Genomic DNA, 19941 nt, shown 5'->3' with positions numbered 1-19941 from the left:
TTTTCAGGCCAGCAGCAGCTCGAAACCGAGTTGATGGCTGGCCTGGCGGATTTCTTCCGGCGCATTGGTGTCGGTGATCAGCACGTTGAGGTCGCTGACAGGAATGATCCGGTGCAGGCATATCTTGCCGAACTTGGAACTGTCGGAAATCGCGACCACCATGCGCGCGGCCTCGACCATCTTGCGGTTGAGCATGGCTTCGGGTTCGTAGTGGGTAGTGATGCCGCGCTCCAGGTCGAAGCCGTCCACGCCCAGGAACAGCATGTCCACGTGCAGCGCGCCCAGCGCTTCCACGGTCAGTCCGCCATAGAAAGCCATGTTCTTGCGCCGCAGTTCGCCGCCCAGCATGACGATGTTGATGTTGCTCTTCGAAGTCAGCGCGGTCAGCACGCCGAAATCGTTGGTGACCACCGTCACCTCGATGTTGGGCATCGCTTCGGCCAGCTGGATGGCGGTGGTGCCCGAATCGATGGCGATGGTATCGCCGGCCTTGACCAGGGCCGCGGCGCGCTGGCCGATGCGGCGCTTCTCGTCCAGGAACACCGTGCGTTTGGCTTCGTAGGGCGGCTCGGTTGGCGTGCCGCCGACCACGCCGCTGTCGATCGCCCCGCCATAGGCGCGGGCCATGACCCCGCGTTCGGTCAGGTAGCGCAGGTCCTTGCGCACGGTTTGCATGCTTACCCCGAAGCGCTGGGCCAGCGCAGCGACCTGCACGCTGCCATGCTGGCGCACCAGCTCGCTGATCTGCAAACGCCTCTGGCTGGTATCGCGGGTGGCGATCATGGGGAGCTCCTTGGGGGTGAATGGAATTATCTGATATTTCGTTACATTTCGCTATTGATGCGAAACGAAATATGCGCTAGGCTCGGTTTCGTTTTGTTGCGTATGCCACGCCGTCCCCATCCTGAGGAGAACCCAGTGAAGCTTATTCAACCGCATCGGAACACGCTCTTTTGTGGCATCGCGCTGGCCTTGCTGATGCCCCGGGTCGGCCTGGCGCAGGACAGCGCGGCCAGCGCCACCGATGCGCAACAAAGCACGGCGCCCAGCGCCGAAGAGGTCGACACACTGGAAACCGTGGTCGTCACCGGCGTGCGCGGCAGCCTGGCGCGCTCGGTCGAACTCAAGCGCGAATCCGGCACGGTCCAGGACTCGATCACCGCGCTGGAACTGGGCAAGTTCCCGGACGACAACGTGGCCGATTCGCTCAGCCACATCACCGGCGTGGCCATCTCCCGCACCGCCGGCGGCGAAGGCCAGAAGGTCAGCGTGCGCGGCCTGGGTCCGGAATACACGCTCACCACCTTCAACGGCCGCATCCTGGCCACCGACGGCGCCGGCCGCGATTTCGCCTACGACGTGTTGCCGGCCGATGTCATCAGCGGCGCCGACGTGATCAAGGGCGCGCAGGCCGCGCTGACCGAAGGTGGCGTCGGCGGACTGATCAATCTGCGTTCGGCCAGTCCTTTCGACGATCCAGGCCAACATGCGATCGTGCGCCTGGAAGGCGACCGCAACCAGATGTCGGAGCTGGACGGACAGAAATTTTCCGCCGCTTACAGCAACACCTTCGCCGACAACACTTTCGGCCTGCTGCTGGGCGTGGTCTACGCCAAACGCAAGGACCGCACCGACATCGCCGGCAACGACGGCGGCTGGACCCGCAACCCTGATCCCAGCGATGCTTCGTGGTGGGGCAACGCCTGGGGCGGCAATATCGATCTCGACGATGACGGCGTGCTGGATCCGGACGAAGAGGGCCTGATCGCACCGGGACAGTTCCGGGTCGGTTCCATCCTGGAAGAGAAGAAGCGCAAGGCGTTTTCGGCCAAGCTCGAATGGCGTCCCAGCGACAACGTGCGCGTCGTGGTGGACGGATTGAAGACGCGTCTGGATTCGCCGCAGGTTTCCTACCAGCAGTCCTACTATCCGTTGTTCGCGCCGGGCCGCTGGTCGGACATCGAAGTGCAGAACGGCATCGTCACCGGCTTCACCATGGACAACACGGACCCGGAACTGCGGCTCAACCCGGAACTGCTCAACCAGACCGAACACCGTGTGGTCGATACCGACCTGTACGGCGTCAACGGCGAATGGAAAGCCACCGACGACCTGACCCTCACCGCCGATCTGTACCGCTCCACTTCAAAGCGATATTCCGGTGGGCAAGACACTTACGTGGTCCTGCGTATGAACCAGCCCAATACTGCGCGCATCACCCTGGGCCCGAACGCGGTACCCAACGTCGCCGTCACCTTCGACGACGGCCGGGACCTGATCACCGGCCTGGCCAACGGCGAGTTCGGCGGTTCGGACTTCAACACCCATTACATGGAACTGCGCGGCGACAACATCGTGGACAAGATCACCGGCGGCACGCTGGCCGGCAAGCTGTTCGTGGGCAAATGGAACCTGGACGACCTGCACTTCGGCGTCACCCGCACCGAGCGCAGCAAATCGCGCGACCTGATCAACAACACTCTCAATGGCGGCGCCGATTACTATTCCGGCGACAACGCCATCAATGTGGGCGAACTGGGCAACGGGGTGATCTCCAGCACCTTGCACTTCCCGCACTTCATGGACGGCGTCGGAAGCAGCTTCCCACGCAGCTTCCTGGGCTTCGACGTGCCCAACTACCTGGCCCAGCTGGAGGCCTACAACGGCCATCTGCGTCCCGACGGCAGCGCCTACGACTTCTCCAATGCCGCGCCCGCATGGAATCCGCTGGAAAGCTATCGTGTCAGCGAGGACACCAACGCCTTCTACGTGCAGGCGGACTTCTCCGGAGACCGTTGGAGCGGCGACGTCGGTGTGCGGCTGGTCAAGACCCGTACCCATGCGCAGGCCTGGGACGCGGAGATCCTGAGCATCACCGAGAACGGCGCATTCAACTACACCGCCGACTACGCAGAGCCCACGCCCATCGTGCAGGACTCCGACTACACCTTTGCGCTGCCGTCGGCCAACTTCATCTGGCGCTTCACCGACGACCTGCAACTGCGCCTGGGCGCGGCCAAGACCATGGCGCGTCCGCCGGTGGACAAGCTGGCGCCGACCAACACCACCGCCAGCGTCTCGTGGGGCGAGTTCACCCAGATCTACGGCGGCAACGCCAATCTGAAACCGTACAGCGCCAAGCAGGGCGACGTTTCGCTGGAGTGGTATTTCTCCGAGCAGTCCATCATCAACATCGCCGCCTTCTACAAGCGCATCGAGAACCAGATCACCACCAGCTGGGAGCCGGGCCAGGATATTGGCGTCGGTCCCATCGTCGACGCCGACGGCAATCCGATCACTACCGGCCCGACCCTGTTCAACGTGATGCGCCCCATCAACGGCGACTACGCCAAGGTGCACGGACTGGAATTCGGCCTGCAGCACTTCTGGGACAACGGCTTCGGCGTACGCGCGCAGTACACCCGCAACTGGTCCAACAGCTGGGTGGGAGATGAGAAGCGTCCGCTGGAAGGCATTGCGCCGGCCACTTATTCGCTGGGCCTGATGTACGAAAAAGGCAAGTGGTCGCTGGGCGCCAATGCGGACCACACCGACGGCTTCGTCACCGCCATCAACGTACTGGGCGCCGGCTACAACGAACAGGCCGATGCCATCACCTGGCTCACTGCGCATGTGTCGTACAAGTTCAACGACAGGTTCAGCATCAGCGTGGAAGGCCAGAACCTGCTGGACGACGAACAGACCTACAGCATCAACGGCAATCCGCTGCTGTCGCAGGGTTATTACCGTTATGGCCGCTCGGTCAACCTGGGCGTCAGCTATCGGTTCTAGGCTGCGCTCGAAGGTGGCAGCCCAGCGCAACGACACGAAGGCTCCCTGCCAGGGGAGCCTTCATTTTTTCCGGATTCCTGCAGAGGCCAGAAAATGTTCCGAAAGATGCTGTCCGCAGCGATGGTGGCCGCGATCTCCGCGTCGTTCTCCGTCCACGCGCAAACCGCCCAGCTACAGCCCAGCGGAAAGTTCTCCGTGTACGGCGGCGAGGCGGCGGCCACTCCGCCGATGGGATGGAACCCATGGAACGCCTTCCGTACCGAAGTGGACGAGGGCAAGATCATGGCCAACGCCGACAAGATCAAGCGCTCCGGTCTGGCCGCCGCCGGTTACCGCTACATCAACCTAGACGATGGCTGGTGGCTGAAGCGCGGCGCCGATGGACGGATGATCATCCGCACTTCGATCTTTCCCAGCGCCGCCGTCGGCCCCGACGGCCAGACCAGCTTCCGGCCGTTGACCGATCGGCTGCATGCGATGGGTTTCAAGGCGGGCATCTATACCGATTCGGGCAAGAACAGCTGCTCGCAGCGCTGGGATCCGCAGAGCCCCAACCTGCCCGAGGGATCGGTGCCGGAGCGCGAGATCGGACTCGATGGCTACGAATACCAGGACCTGCGCCTGTACTTCCAGGAGTGGGGCTTCGACTACGCGAAGGTGGATGCCTGCGGACTGGCCGACTACGGACGCGACAACGAAACCGTGGCCGCCGGGCAGTACGAGGAATTCAAGCCGCAGTTCACCCGCGGGCAACCCGGCAGCTCCGACCTGGACGGCGTGGAAACGCGCTATGCCAGGATCGGCCGGCTGTTGAAGAAACTCAATCCGCACGCCGACCCGGTATTGGCCATCTGCGTTTGGGGCGAGGCCGATTCGCGCCGCTGGGGCGGCTTGCACGGCAATCTCTGGCGTACCAGCGCCGATATCGAGCCGAAGTGGGAAAGCCTGCTGCACAACTTCGACAGCGCCGCCAAACGCGAAATGTACGCGGGCCCCGGACGCTGGAACGATCCCGACATGCTGGCCATCGGCCTGGGCGAGTTCGACGGCAATCACCTGACCGAGGCGAAGACGCATTTCTCGCTGTGGTCGATCCTGTCGGCGCCGCTGCTGATGGGCTTCGATCTGAACAAGGCGCCGCAACCGATCCTCGAAATCCTGCTCAACCAGGAAGTGATCGCGGTCAATCAGGATCGTGCCGGCAATCAGGGCGCGATCGTGCACGACGACGGCAAAGTGCAGGTGCTGGTGAAAACCCTGGCCGGAAGCGGAGAACGGGCCGTGGCCGTTTTCAACCGGGGCACGAAAAAATCCGAAGTCGCGGTGACCTGGCGGCAATTGAAACTGGAGCCCGGGAGCCATGCCAGCGTGCGCGACCTATGGGCGCATGGCGATCTTGCGCCAGCAGTGGACGCGCTGCGGGTTTCCGTCGCTCCGCGCGAAACGCGCATGTTCAAGCTCGTCGGCAGGCCACTGGCGGGCAAAGGCGTTTTCCTTAGCGAGATGACCGGGCGCATCAACGCCGCCATCGACGGTACCCGCGCGGTCAACCCGGACGTGACTGCGGCCTCAGGCGGTCCACGCGCCGATCTCACGCCGCAAGGCAAGGCCATCAGCCTGGCGGGACAGCCGCAGCTTTACGGCATCGGCATCCAGGCGAACTCGCGGCTGGAGATCCTGGCACGGCGGCAGTTCACTCGCTTCACGGCGGTGGTGGGGGTGGACGATAGTTCTGCCGACGCCAACGGCGAGGTGGTGTTCCGCGTCTATGGAGACCGCAGGTTGCTGTTCGAAAGCGCGCCGCTGAAGCGTGGCGTTGCGCCGGCCGTTATCGATGTGGAGGTATCGGGCGTGGATATCCTGGAGCTGACCGCCGAAAGCGGCAAAAGCCAGGAGGGTTCCCTGGTGACGGCATGGGGCAGCGCGCGGTTCGATTGATGCCAGGACGTCGCCGACGGAGTTCGCAATCCGCATACGCGGCATTTCCGGGAAAACGTTTTCGGCGAGCTTCGCGGAAGTGACGGCCGTCATGTATTTCCGGACGTAATGGGGATTCCGTTCGTCGGTTGAAAGATGCCGATTATCTATTGTGAAACTAATAACAAATCAGCTGGGCCAGCCCTCACTCATGCGGCAACTTCACCTGGCTGAATGCTATAACCCATTGACATAGCTGGTTTTTCTTGAAAATTGCGAACTGCCGTCGGTATGGCGAGCATGCGTTTTCGTCTCACACTATGACGCAATGCGTCACTTTTATTGTGTGAGTCAGCAAACACCAAAACTGTGACCCAACTACCATTAACGCAAGCGCTACTTGCTGCAACCCCCGTGCCGTGCCGACAGGCGATGCCCCGCATCACCGGTCTTGGCTTTGGCCGATGGGGGCGAAAACCAGCTAGCGACCGAGATTGATTTCCGGGGGGTGGGGCACTGCGGTGTCCGGCGGCCGGCGATCAGAAACACAATGGATTAGGGGATTCACGTGGCTGACGCGTCTCGTTGCAATGCGCCTGGTTTCCGGCGCTCGTTCACTTTGTGCGTTTTCATGCTGGCAGGCGCGCTTCTTGGCGCTTCTCCGGCTTGGGCGCAGACGGTTACCAACACGGCCACGGTTACGCCGCCGAGCGGCGTGAGCTGCTCCGATGCGGCGACCAATCCGACCTGCGTGCGCAGCGCGAGCGATACCGACGATGTAGTCGAGCCGCTGATCAACGTCGCCAAGTCCGCCGTCGGGGTGTCGGGTCCGAACGCCCTGGGCGTCTACACGGTTTCCTACACGATCACGGTGACCAATTCCGGCGGCGCGGCCGGCACTTACGGCGCATTGACCGATACCCCGGTTTTTCCCGCCAACACCAACATCACCGGCATCGCCTGGACCACTTCCGGTGTCGGCGCTCCCGCCGGCGGCTCGTCGACGATCGACGGCCCTAACCAGTTGACCGGAACCGGCATAGCGATCGGCGCAGGCGTCACCCATACCTTCAACGTCAGCATCACCTACGTCTACACCAACGCTTCGGCCCCCACGACTTGCGCGGCCACTCCCACCCCGGGTAGCGGTCTGTACAACAACGCATCGCTGCCCACCGGTCAGGAAACGGACACCAGCGACAACGCCACGTGCGTGAATCCGCCCGCCGTGCCCACAGCCTCGCTGACCATCGACAAGACTGCCGGCACTCCTTCGGGCAGCACCGCGGGCAGCACCATCGCCTATACCTTCGTGATCACCAACACCGGCGCGGTGACGTTGAACGGAATCGCGGTGGTCGATGCGCAACTGGATGCGCCCGCTACCTGCGGCAGCACCACGCTGACTCCGTCCGCGCCCGGCAACACGACCACTTGCACCGGCGTCCACACCATCACCGCAGCGGAAGCCGCCACCAGATCGGTGAGCAACAGTGCGACCGCCACTGGTTCGACCAGTGGAGGAATCGTGGTGACCAGTCCGCCCGACACCACGCTCACCACGCTGGTGCCCAGCGTCAATTTCTGCGCCGTCGATTCTGTTTTCAACGTTACCCAGGTCTCCGGCCGCGGCGAGTTCTATCGCTACACGGTCGGCAGCGGGACGCCCGATGTCCTGGTGCCGGAGCTGACCTTGAATGTCGCCCCCAACCTCAATGCGATGATGGTGGATCCGGTGAACAACCGGTTGCTGTTCATCAGCTATAGCGGTGGCCAGTCGACGCTGTACGCCTACGATGCTGCGAACGGCGGTTGGTACGCCGCTGCCGGTCCGATCACTACGCCCGATTTCCCCCGCGCCGGCATGACCCAGGCGGGCGTGGGTTACCTGGTGGCCGGCAACGGGACCAATCCCGCGGTCTGGCGAGTGACGCCCTCGGGCGCCTTCAATTACACGCTGACTTCGTACGGCACCCTGACCTACGACTTCCAGCCCACCAATGCCAGCTCGGGCGATATCGCATTCGACAGCGCAGGCTATGGCTGGCTGACCGCTGGCGTGGATCTCTACAGGATAGATTTCAGCACGACCGCGGTATCGGCCACCCGTCAGCAGCGGCCGCTGCTCAACGGCGCGCCCAGCACCCTGCAATGGGCTGGCGTGGCCTATGGCAACGACGGTCTGCTGTACGTCGCCACCAACACGGCGCCAAGCAGTTATTACCGCATCGATCTGGGCACCGGCACGCTGGCGCCGGTAGCGGCTACTGCTGCGAACCAGGCGCGCGACCTTGCTTCGTGTTCGTTCCCCGCTGCGCCCACACCGGCACAGCTGCAGGTCGAAAAGACCTTGGCCCAGGTGAACGGTTCGGCCTACGTGGCAGGTGCGGCGGTTGCTGCCGGCGACACGCTCGCCTATCAGATCGAAGTCACGCATGTCGGCGGCAGCCTCGCGGCGACTCTGTTCGCGGGCGATGTGGTCGAAACCCTGCCGGCCAACACCACGGCGGTAGCCGCGGGCAACAACTTCACCTGCGCCGCGAGCAACTGCACCAACACCAATGCGGTGAACATTCCGGTCGGCGGCAGCGCCACGTTGAACTTCGTGGTGCAGGTCGTTGCTCCGTTCCCGACCGGCGCCACCGCTTCCATCGTCAACACGGTCGCCGTGGACGGGGTGAACTGCGCGGCTGTCGGTAACGACTGCGGCGAAACCACGCCGGTTGGATTGCCCGAGTTGACCATCGCCAAGACGGCCGGTACGGCGACTACGGCGCTGGGCGCCAGTCCGACGCTGACCGATGCCGGCGACACCATCGCCTACAGTTTCCTGGTGACCAACACCGGCAACACGCCGCTGACGGCAGTGCTGGTAAACGATGCGCAGCTCGACGCTGCGGCCACCTGCCCAGCGACGACGCTGGCGGTGGGTGCAAATATGACCTGCACCGGCACCCATACCATCACCCAGGCCGAAGTGAATGCCGGCGCGGTGAACAACAGCGCCACGGCGACCGGTACGCCGCCCTCGGGTCCGCCAGTGACCTCGCCGCCGTCTACCACGACGACGCCGATCACCACGACCTCGGCCCTGACTATCGCCAAGACGGCCGGTACGCCCACCACGGCGCTGGGTGCGAGCTCGACGTTGACCGACGCTGGCGACACGATCGCTTACAGCTTCCTGGTCAGCAACACTGGCAACACGCCGCTGACCGCGGTGGCGGTGATCGACGCGCAGCTCGACGCGGCAGCTACTTGTCCGTCGACCACGCTGGCGGTCGGCGCGAACATGACTTGCACCGGCACGCACACCATCACTCAGGCCGAAGTGAATGCCGGTACGGTGAACAACAGCGCCACGGCGACCGGTACGCCACCTTCGGGTCCGCCGGTGACTTCGCCGCCATCGACCACGACGACGCCGATCACCATGACCTCGGCCCTGACTATCGTCAAGACGGCGGGTACGCCCACCACGGCGCTGGGCGCGAGCCCGACGCTGACCGACGCCGGCGACACGATCGCTTACAGCTTCCTGGTGACCAACACCGGCAACACGCCGCTGACGGCGGTGCTGGTGAACGATGCGCAGCTCGATGCTGCGGCCACTTGTCCGGCAACGACGCTGGCGGTCGGCGCGAACATGACCTGCACTGGCATCCACACGATTACGCAGGCCGAAGTGAACGCGGGCGCGGTGAACAACAGCGCCACGGCGACCGGTACGCCGCCTTCGGGTCCACCGGTGACTTCGCCGCCATCCACCACGACGACGCCGATTACCACGGCGCCTGCGCTGACCATCGCCAAGACCGCGGGTACGGCGACCACGGCACAGGGTGCGAGCCCGACGCTGACCGATGCTGGCGATACCATCGCCTACAGCTTCGTGGTGACCAACACCGGCAACGTGACCTTGACCGGTATCACTGTGACCGATGCGATGCTTGATGCGTCTGCGGTATGCGACGTAACCACGTTGCTGCCCGGCGCTATCGCCAACTGCACCGGTACCCACACCATCACCCAGGCCGAGGTGAACGCAGGTACGGTGAACAACAGCGCCACGGCCACCGGTACGCCGCCCGTAGGTCCGCCAGTGACTTCACCACCGTCCACTACGACGACGCCGATCACCACCGCCTCGACCCTGACCATCGCCAAGACGGCGGGTACGCCCACCACGGCGCTGGGCGTGAGCCCGACGCTGACCGACGCCGGCGACACCATCGCTTACAGCTTCCTGGTGACCAACACCGGCAACACGCCGCTGACGGCGGTGCTGGTGAACGATGCACAGCTCGATGCTGCGGCCACTTGTCCGGCGACGACGTTGGCGGTCGGCGCGAACATGACCTGCACCGGCACGCACACCATTACGCAGGCCGAAGTGAACGCGGGCGTGGTGAACAACAGCGCCACGGCCACCGGGACTCCGCCCTCGGGTCCGCCGGTGACCTCGCCGCCGTCGACCACGACGACGCCGATCACTACGGCGCCTGCGCTAACCATCGTCAAGACTGCGGGCACGCTCTCGGGCAACACGGCCGGCAGCACGCTGGGCTACACCTTTGTCGTAACCAATACCGGCAATGTCACCCTCAGCGGCATCGTGATCAACGATGCGCAGCTGGATGCGCCGGCGGTATGCGACGTAACCACGCTGCTGCCGGGTGCTATCGCCACTTGCACCGGCACGCACACCATTACCCAGGCCGAAGTGAATGCCGGCACGGTGAACAACAGTGCCACGGCTACCGGGACTCCGCCTTCGGGTCCGCCGGTGACTTCGCCGCCATCGACAACGACGACGCCGATCACCACGGCGCCTGCGCTGACTATCGTCAAGACTGCAGGCCCGCCGTCGGGCAACACGGCCGGCAGCACGATCGGTTACAGCTTTGTGGTGACCAACACCGGCAACGTGACCTTGACCGGCATCGCCGTGACCGATGCAATGCTGGATGCTCCCGCGGTATGCGACGTAACCACGTTGCTGCCCGGCGCCATCGCCACCTGCACCGGCACGCATACCATCACCCAGGCCGAAGTTAATAACGGCGCGGTGAACAACAGCGCCACGGCTACCGGCACGCCGCCGGTGGGTCCGCCGGTGACCTCGCCGCCTTCGATCACCACGACGCCGATCACCCCGGCGCCTGCGTTGACCATCGTCAAGACTGCGGGCACGCCCTCGGGCAACACGGCTGGCAACACCCTCGGTTACACCTTCGTGGTGACCAACACCGGCAATGTCACTCTCAGTGGCATCGTGATCAACGATGCAATGTTGGATGCACCTGCAGTGTGCGACGTGACCACGTTGCTGCCGAACGCCATCGCCAACTGTACCGGCACCCACACCATCACCCAGGCCGAGGTGAACGCCGGTGCGGTGAACAACAGCGCCACGACTACCGGCACGCCGCCGGTGGGTCCGCCGGTGACTTCGCCGCCGTCCACCACGACCACTCCCATCGCCGCCAACCCGGCGCTGAGCCTGCTCAAGACTGCCGGTACGCCCTCCGGCAATACGGCCGGCAGCACGATCGGTTACACCTTCGTGGCGACCAATACCGGCAATGTCACTCTCAGCAGCATCGTAATCAACGATGCAATGCTGGATACGCCTGCGGTGTGTGACGTGACCACGTTGCTGCCGGGCGCCATCGCCACCTGCACCGGCACGCACACCATCACCCAGGCCGAAGTGAACGCGGGCGCAGCGAACAACAGCGCGACCGCCACCGGCACACCGCCGGTGGGTCCGCCGGTGACCTCGCCGCCGTCCACCACGACCACGCCTATCGCCGCCAACCCGGCGCTGAGCCTGCTCAAGACTGCCGGTGCGCCCTCGGGCAACATCGCCGGCAGCACGATCGGCTACACCTTAGTGGCGACCAACACCGGTAACGTGACCTTGACCGGCATCGTGATCGACGACGCACTGCTGGACGCGCCTGCGGTGTGCGACGTAACCACGTTGCTGCCGGGCGCCATCGCCACCTGCACCGGCACCCACACCATCACCCAGGCCGAAGTGGCCGCCGGTGTGGTGAACAACACCGCGACCGCCACTGGCACTCCGCCTGTGGGTCCGGCCGTGCCCAGCAATCCGTCTACCACCAGCACGCCATTGCTGGCAGTCACCGTTTCCAAGATCTCCAATCCGGCCAGCGGCGAAACCGTGCGACCGGGCGACACCATCAGCTACACGCTGGCGGTAGTCGTGGCCAACGCCGCCACTACCTCGACACTGACGTTGACCGACACCTTGAGTGGCGACCAGACGCTCACCGGTCCGCTTCCGGCGAACTGCGCCAGCGGCGCTGGCGGACTGGTGTGCACCCTGGCCGCCGGCACACAGCCGGGCAGCTATAGCTTCACCTACAGCACCACGGTGGATGCCGATGCGACCGGCAGGTTGGGCAACAACGTGGTGCCCACCGGTAACGACAACCCCACCTGCACCAACTGCAGCACCGAGCATCCGATTGCCGCTTCGGTGGTGACCGTGGCCAAGACGTCCAACCCCGCATCGGGTACGGAAGTGGCGCCTGGCGACATCGTGGCCTACACGCTGACCGTGACCGTGGCCAACTCCATCACCACCGGCGCGGTCACCTTGACCGACACGATCAGCGGCGACCAGACGCTTACCGGCGCACTGCCCGCCGGTTGCGCGGCCGGTGGCGGCGGACTGGTGTGCACGCTGGCGGCCGGTACGTTGCCGGGAAGCTACAGCTTCTCGTATTCCACGCTTGTCGCCGCAGATGCCACCGGCACCCTCGGCAATGTGGTTGTGCCCAGCGGCGACGACGGCCCGACCTGCGTCAGCTGCAGCACCACCCATCGGGTCGTGGCGACTGCGGTCACGGTGTCCAAGACGTCCAATCCGGCGTCGGGCACTTCGGTGTCGGCAGGCGACACGCTGGCTTACACGCTGACGGTGACCGTGGCCAATTCGGTCACCACCGATGCGGTGACCTTGACCGACACGATCAGCGGCGACCAGGCCCTCACCGGCGCGTTGCCGGCGGGTTGCGCGGCAACCGCGAACGGCCTGCTATGCACGCTGCCGGCCGGCACGCTGCCCGGCACCTACACCTTTGCCTACACCGCGCTGGTGGATACCGACGCGACCGGCACGGTCGGCAACGTAGTGGTGCCCACCGGTGCCGATTCGCCGACCTGCGCGCTGGCCTGCAGCACCGAGCATCCGGTGTTGTCCGATTACCAGTTGCGCATCCTCAAGACCACCGCTGTTCGCGAAGTGAAGATCGGCGATCTGGTTCGCTACACGCTGAGCGTGGAGAACGTGGGCAACGGCAGGTTGATCAACGGCAGCATCGTGGACACGCCGCCGCTCGGTTTCAGCTACGTGGAAGGTTCGCTGAGCGTGACCGACGGCGACAACCAGGCCACGGCCGTAGGCCAGAGCCCGCTGCGCTTCGAAGGCCTGGATATCGAACCCGGCCAGACCGCGACGCTGATGTATGCGATGCGCGTGGGCGCGGGCGTACGCCCGGGCGTGCAACGCAACCTGGCGCAGGCCTTCACCCAGAGCGGCGCGCCGATCTCCAACACCAGCACCGCCGCAGTCACCCTGGTGGCCGATGCGCTGGTCGACGACAGTCTGTTGATCGGCACCGTGTTCGACGATCGCGACGGCGATACCTGGCAGGACAGCGCGGCTCTGAGCGGTGTGCGCGTGCAGGGCGGTTTTGCGCCCGGCGCCTACGTGGCCAACTCGACCACCGTGGATCGCGGCACGGGTGCGCAACCGGAAGCCGACGCCAGTTCGCCGTTGCTGCACGGCATCGACGTGGGCGCCATCGCTGCGCGCCAGTCGATCGCCGATCCGGTCCAACACCACCAGGTCGTGATCCGCCAGCGTCTGAACCAGCCGGCCTTCACCAACGACTTCGTGCTGACCAGCGTGCAGGGCGTCACCGTGCGTATGGACGCCGCCGGCAACACCACCGTGGAGAAGAGCGGCGAAGCGGCCAAGGGCCTCAACGCGGCCGAGCCGAAAGTGGAACGCCGCGTCGCGCAGGGCGAGGGCGGTTACGTGGTGGATTACGTGATCAGCAACCTCGGTATCGACGAACGCGGCATTCCGGGCGTGCGTATCGCTTCGGTGGAAGGCCTGCTGATCGAGACCGACCAGTTCGGGCGCTACCACCTTGAAGGCATCGCCGGTGGCGACAGCGGCCGCGGCCGCAACTTCATCCTCAAGGTCGATCCATCGACATTGCCGGCCGGAACGGCGTTCACCACCGACAACCCGCTGGTCCGCCGCATCACTCCCGGACTTCCGGTGCGTTTCGACTTCGGCGTCAAGCTGCCGGTCGAGGAAGTGCAGGGCGGCGAACAGCAGGTGGAACTGGAATTGGGCGAAGTCATCTTCGCTCCGGGCAGCGCCAAGCTGCGCGACCAATACCTGCCGGTGATCGAACAAATCGCCGCCAAGGTGGTCGAGTATCGCGGCGGCGAAGTGCTGGTCAGCGCCAATGGCGATACCGAAAGCCTGGCCTTCGATCGTGCCACGGCGGTGAAGAGCGCACTGATGAGCCATGTGCCCGCCGACATCGCCAAGGCATTGACGGTCAGCGTGCGCACCGAGCTGGACGATCCGTCGTCTTTGCTCATCGGCATCGCCGAAGGCGGCCCGCTGCTGGGCACGGTGCTGTTCGATACCGACAAATCGACGGTCAAGCCGCAGTTCCTGCCGCTCCTGGACAAGGTGGCTGCCTATCTGGACGAAAAAGGGGGAGGAGCGATAGCGATCGTCGGCCATGCCGATCCGCGCGGTTCCGACGCCTACAACGTGGCGCTGGGCATGCGTCGCGCCAAGGCGGTCTACGAAGCGGTTGCGGCCAAGTTGAGTCCTGCAGTGCGCGCCAAGGTGCGTGTGGAGTCCAGTAACGATCCGGCAGCCCCTGCCGGTACCGGCAAGTAAGGGGGCTGGATCATGAAGATGAAGATGAAACTACTCGACTACACCCTGATCAGCTTGCTGGCGGGCATGACGCCGCTGGCGGTTGCGCAGCAGACTGCTCCGGCCGCGGCCGGCAAAACGGAAGGCGCCACGCAGACGCCGGAAGTCGATTGCACCGACGCCGGTTGCAGTTCGCAGGACGGCCTGCTGTTCCGGCTGCGCACGCGCGGCGAACGCAAGCCGGTGGTCGCCGCCGGCGACAATGCGTCGTCGGAAGCGCTGCAGCCCGATCGCCGCGTGACCGTGGCCATGGAACAACCCGGCAAGGCCGTGGCCAAGGGCAAGTTCTCCATCCAGCTGGCCAATGGCGGTGCGATCTGGGCCACCGAGGATCCCGCGCTTGGCCAGCCCGAGCTCTCGATCTCCGCACCGGGCATCGTGCCGTTCGACGGCACCGCCATCACCAAGCCGGTGCAGTTCTACACGCGCAGCAACTACTCCACGTTCGTGAAGCGCTACGAACTGACCATCTACCGCGCCAGCGACGCCGACCTGATCGATCCCCTGGTCACGCTGCCGATGGACGTGGGCAACATCGTATCGGCCGAATGGGACGGCGCATTGCCGTCGAAGTACCGTTTCCGCGCCGGCGACGAACTGGTCTACGTGCTGCGCGCCTTCGATGCCGAGGGAAATTTCGACGAAACCTATCCAAGCAAGCTGCAATTGGTCTCGCCGGAAGAAGCCGAGCGCGGCGGACAGGCCCTGCGCGATACCACCGAGAAGTATCTGGGCACCGCGCTGAGCATCGACCAGGCCCAGACCCAGAGCCTGATCGACGACGCGTTCGCCCAGAACGGGCTGCGCCAGCAGAACATCCCCATCTACGGTTCGCGCATCCGCATCCAGGGCCGCAACCTGCCCCAGGGCTATGCGCTGAAGATCAACGGCGACAACTATCCGGTCGATATGGAACGCAAGTTCACGGCCGAGTATCTGGTACCGGTCGGGCAGCATGCGTTCGACATCGAGATCCAGGGCGGCGCGCCGCGCCTGGATGGAGCGCCGGCGACCACATCGCAGAATTCGACCGCCCACCACACGCTCAACGTGGATGTCACCGGGCGCTATTTCTTCGGCGTCGGCCTGGCCGATGTGACCATCTCCCAGAACAAGATCGGCGGTTCGGCCGATCCGTCGCTGGTGGATCCGCGCTACGACGACGATGTGATCAGCGATGGCCGCCTGGCGTTCTACGGCAAGGCCAAGTTCAAGGGCAAGTACCTGCTGACCGCGCAGGCCGACACCACCGAACGCGACCTTGAACATCTGTTCGACGGTTTCACCAACGCCGACCCGCAGGACGTCTTCCGCCGCCTCGATCCGGATCTTTATTACCCGGTCTACGGCGACGACTCCACGACCTATCGCGACGTGGACACCATGGGTCGTTTCTACCTGCGCATGGATTGGGACAAGAACCAGGCGTTGTGGGGCAATTTCTATACCGGCTTCACCGGTACCGAATACGCGCAGTACGTGCGTTCGCTGTACGGCGCGGCGCTCAACTGGCGTTCGCGGGCGACCAATGCCTGGGGCGATCCGGGCACCGAAGTACGCGCGTTCGGCTCCGAGGCGCAGACCGCGCCGGGCCACAGTGAATTCATCGGCACCGGCGGCAGTCTGTACTACCTGAAGCATCAGGACGTGCTGCCGGGTTCGGACGTGGTGGTGCTGGAAATACGCGACCTGACCACCGGCCGCGTCGAGAACCGCATTCCCATGACCCGCGGCGCCGATTATGAAATCGACGAAATGCAGGGCCGTCTGCTGCTGACGCGCCCGCTGTTGCAGATCACCCGCGACAACATCCCCACCTTGACCCGCGACACGCCGCTGGATGGCTTCGAGCAGCGCCTGGTGGTGGATTACGAATGGGTGCCGTCGGGTTTCGATCCGGACGATGTCACCGCCGGCGTGCGCGCCAAGCACTGGTTCGGCGATCACCTTGGCGTGGGCGCCACTTACGTGGACGAAAACCGCGCGGGCGAGGACTACACCCTGGCCAGCGGCGACATCACCTTGCAAGCGGGCAAAGGCACCTACCTCAAGGCCGAGTACACCCAGACCGAATCGTTCAGCGCACCGGTGTTCTTCTCCGACAACGGCGGTTTCACCTTCACCCAGCTCAATCCGGTCGGGCCGCGCGAAGGCCAGGCCAAGTCGGTCGAAGCGCGCGTCAACTTCAAGGAACTCGGCTGGACCGAGCAGGATTGGAGCGCGGGCGCCTGGTGGCGCGATGTCGGCGCCGGCTATTCCATCAGCCGCTACGACAACGGCCTGGACATCACCGAAGTCGGCGCCGAAGTGCTGGGCCAGTTCACGCCAAATATCGGCCTCTACGCGCGCTTCAGCAAGGCAGAACGCGGCGATGAGACCCTGACCCAGGCGCAAGTCACCGCGGAATGGCGCATCAGCGACCACAGCACGCTGAGCGGTGAGGTCCGCCGGGTCGAGGAAGACCGCTTGCTCGGCGAGGTGGCCGGTACGCTCGGCGCGGTGAAGTACACCCATCGTTTCGGCACGTCGCTGGATGTCTATGGCACCGCGCAGGTGACGCTGGACGACGATGGCGGCCAGTATGCGGACAACGATGCCTTCACTTTGGGCGGCAAATATCTGTTCGGCGATCTGTCGTCGGTCGGCGCGGAAGTCAGCACCGGCGACCGCGGCGATGCGGCCACGGTCAATGCCGAGTACCGTCTGGCGCCGGAACATACGATCTACGGCGGCTACACCTATTCGACCGACACCACCGCCTACGACTCGCTGTTCAATCCGAACCGGCAGAACGGCTGGACGCTGGGCCAGCGCTGGCGCCTGTCGAACCAGGTCAATCTGTTCAACGAAAGCCAGTTCCTGAAAACCCCGAGCGAATCCGGCCTGGCCCACACCTTCGGCATGGATTTCTATCCGTCGCAGGGTTGGACCACCGGCTTCACCCTGCAGTCCGGCGAACTGACCGGCGCGCAAGGCGTGGTCGACCGTCGCGCGGTCAGCATCAACGGCGGACGCACTTCGCCGGACACCGACTGGAACAGCAAACTGGAATGGCGCAAGGACACCGGCGCCGAACAGCGCGAGCAGTGGGTCAGCACCAACCGCTTCACCCACAAGTTCAACGAAAGCTGGCGCATCGCCGCACGCCTGAACTATTCGGACACCGACGACGAATTGAACCCGCAAGCCGGCGCCAAGTTCATCGAAGGCAACGTGGGCTTCGCCTGGCGTCCGTGGAACAGCACGCGCTGGGGCGTGTTCGGCCGTTACACCTACCTCTACGATCTGTCCACGCTGGACCAGATCAACGGCGTCGATTACGACCAGCGCTCGCAGGTGTTCTCGCTGGAAGGCGTGTACAAGCTGGATACGCACTGGGAGTTCGCCGGCAAACTGGCGCGGCGCGAGGGTGAAGTGCGTTTCGGGCGCGGTGTCGGCGTATGGACAGACTCGGCCACCACCTTCGCCTCCGGGCAGATCCGTTACGAGCTGCGCACGCAGTGGCACGCGTTGGCCGAGTACCGCTGGCTGGACGTGAAAGACGGCGGCACGCGCAGCGGCTACCTGGTCGGCGTGGACCGCGACATCAACAAGAACTTCCGCGTGGGCGTGGGCTACAACTTCACCGACTTCAGCGATGACCTCACTGATTTCGATTACGACCACAAGGGTTTCTTCATCAACATCGTGGGTAGCTACTGATGAACCGGAATTCCGACAGCCGAACCGCCCGTCTGCGCAACGGACCGAAATCACACGGCCCGCTGTTCTGTGGGTTGTTGGGTCTCGTTCTGTTCTTCTCTGCGCCAGCCGATGCGCAGAATCTGATCGGAAATCCGGGTTTCGAAGCCAATCCGCCTCCGGCTTTCGGCAACAACATCGGCTACCCGATCACTCCGTGGACCCTTGGTGCGGGAAACAGCTCGAATGTGGTCAAGGTGGACGGAGGGTCTACCTTCAACTACGGCACCAGCGGCCCCAGGCTGGACGCGGACCCTGCGACCGGCGTTGGTGTGCGGCAGCACTATCTGGATATCGCCAGCGGGTCCAATGACTTCTATCAGTCTTTCACCGTGCCGGCCTGCGGAGGAACGCAGCCGGGCGTGACCAGGCAGGCGACTTTTTCCGGCTGGTTCTCCACCCGCGACAATCTGTCCGCGGCAACGGCCAGTATTTCCATCAGGCAGGGCGTGGGTACCGCCGGCGCGGTGCTGGCGACCGCAAGCGCGAGCCTGCCGGCACCGGTTTCACCGGTGACATCGGCCACCGCTCCCTGGGTGCAGGTATCGGGTGTCGTCAATATTCCTGCCGGAACCACGGTCTCTTATGTGGTGTCCATGGACAACAACGCGAACTTCGATGAGGCAGCCTTGAGCTTTTCGACCAACCAGTGCGTTCCTGCACAGTTGACGCTGGTAAAAACGTGGTCGAACGCATCGGCGGGCGACGACGCCACGGTGACCATTTCGCGCGCCGGCACCGTGATCGATACGCTGGTTTCCGATGCGGGCGCGGCGAACGAAACCGATACCGACAGCACTCCGGTAACGGTTTATGGCGGAGAAACGCTGGTTCTCGCCGAGACTTTGGCCGGTTCCAATACCGGTCTGTATAACGGTGTGCTGACCTGCACGGGCGACGGAGTGTTGAGCGGCAACACCTTGACGGTGGGTAGCAGCGGTGCCGCTGTCGTCTGCAGGTATACCAATACCCGCAGGCTTTCGGGCCTGCAGATCACCAAGACGAACACCCCGGGCGTGAACGGCGATATCGACCAGGCCTCGGACACGGTGACACGGGGCATATCCACCACCTACAGCATCGTTGCGGCCAACACCGGCCCCGACGCGGCCGATGGCGCCAGGTTGCGGGATCCCGCATCGACCGGCCTGACTTGCACCACAGCGACCTGCGCGGTGACTACGGGAACCGCGACCTGTCCTGCGGCAACCGGCGCGGCGCTGGTGACGGCATTGCAATCGGCAACCGGTGTGGCGATTCCCGCTTTGTCGGCCAACAGTTCGATCACGGTGACTCTGACCTGCACGGTGCAATAGCCGGGCCGGCCGGAAGACCGATGCGCCGAGCGCATCGCGTCTGCTCGCGCCCAGGTTGAGCAGTGCCCGGATCGGCAACCTTTGGCCTGGTGTGCACGGTCCGGCCGAGGGCTGCGCATTATCCCGCGACTGCGCATGTCGATGCGATAAACCGCCGGTTCCACCGTCATA

The 19941-nt window shown here is 64.5% G+C and carries 6 protein-coding genes; 5 read left to right on the top strand and 1 reads right to left on the bottom strand.

Going from position 1 to position 19941, the window contains the following annotated elements; all coding sequences use genetic code 11:
• Positions 1–3: 3 nt before the first annotated feature.
• On the bottom strand, positions 4–783 hold the full coding sequence (locus tag BLR66_RS07775; RefSeq protein WP_093282699.1) for a DeoR/GlpR family DNA-binding transcription regulator: 780 nt from the start codon (positions 781–783) through the stop codon (positions 4–6).
• Positions 784–918: 135 nt separating this feature from the next.
• Between BLR66_RS07775 and BLR66_RS07770 the strand changes: the two genes are divergently transcribed.
• The 5 genes from BLR66_RS07770 to BLR66_RS07750 all read left to right on the top strand — a co-directional run bounded on the left by BLR66_RS07770 (position 919) and on the right by BLR66_RS07750 (position 19770).
• The gene (locus BLR66_RS07770; protein ID WP_255402338.1) at positions 919–3792 is read left to right on the top strand and encodes a TonB-dependent receptor; all 2874 of its coding nucleotides are present in this window, start codon (positions 919–921) and stop codon (positions 3790–3792) included.
• Between the two features lie 93 nt (positions 3793–3885).
• A complete protein-coding gene (locus tag BLR66_RS07765; protein WP_093282691.1) occupies positions 3886–5730 on the top strand; it encodes an NPCBM/NEW2 domain-containing protein in 1845 nt (614 codons plus the stop codon).
• 547 nt (positions 5731–6277) lie between these two features.
• On the top strand, positions 6278–14674 hold the full coding sequence (locus BLR66_RS07760; RefSeq protein ID WP_143014581.1) for a DUF7507 domain-containing protein: 8397 nt from the start codon (positions 6278–6280) through the stop codon (positions 14672–14674).
• An 18-nt stretch (positions 14675–14692) separates the two neighbouring features.
• Entirely contained in the window at positions 14693–18415 is a 3723-nt protein-coding gene (locus BLR66_RS07755; protein ID WP_218119602.1) for a hypothetical protein, read from the top strand.
• The gene (locus BLR66_RS07750; RefSeq protein WP_143014580.1) at positions 18415–19770 is read left to right on the top strand and encodes a hypothetical protein; all 1356 of its coding nucleotides are present in this window, start codon (positions 18415–18417) and stop codon (positions 19768–19770) included. Before BLR66_RS07755 ends, BLR66_RS07750 begins: the two co-directional genes overlap by 1 nt.
• The last annotated feature ends 171 nt before the right edge of the window (positions 19771–19941 follow it).

This window comes from Pseudoxanthomonas sp. CF125, assembly GCF_900104085.1.
Lineage (GTDB): Bacteria > Pseudomonadota > Gammaproteobacteria > Xanthomonadales > Xanthomonadaceae > Pseudoxanthomonas_A.
Note: the sequence above shows the minus strand (reverse complement) of the source record. Positions and strands in the feature narration are given on the sequence as shown.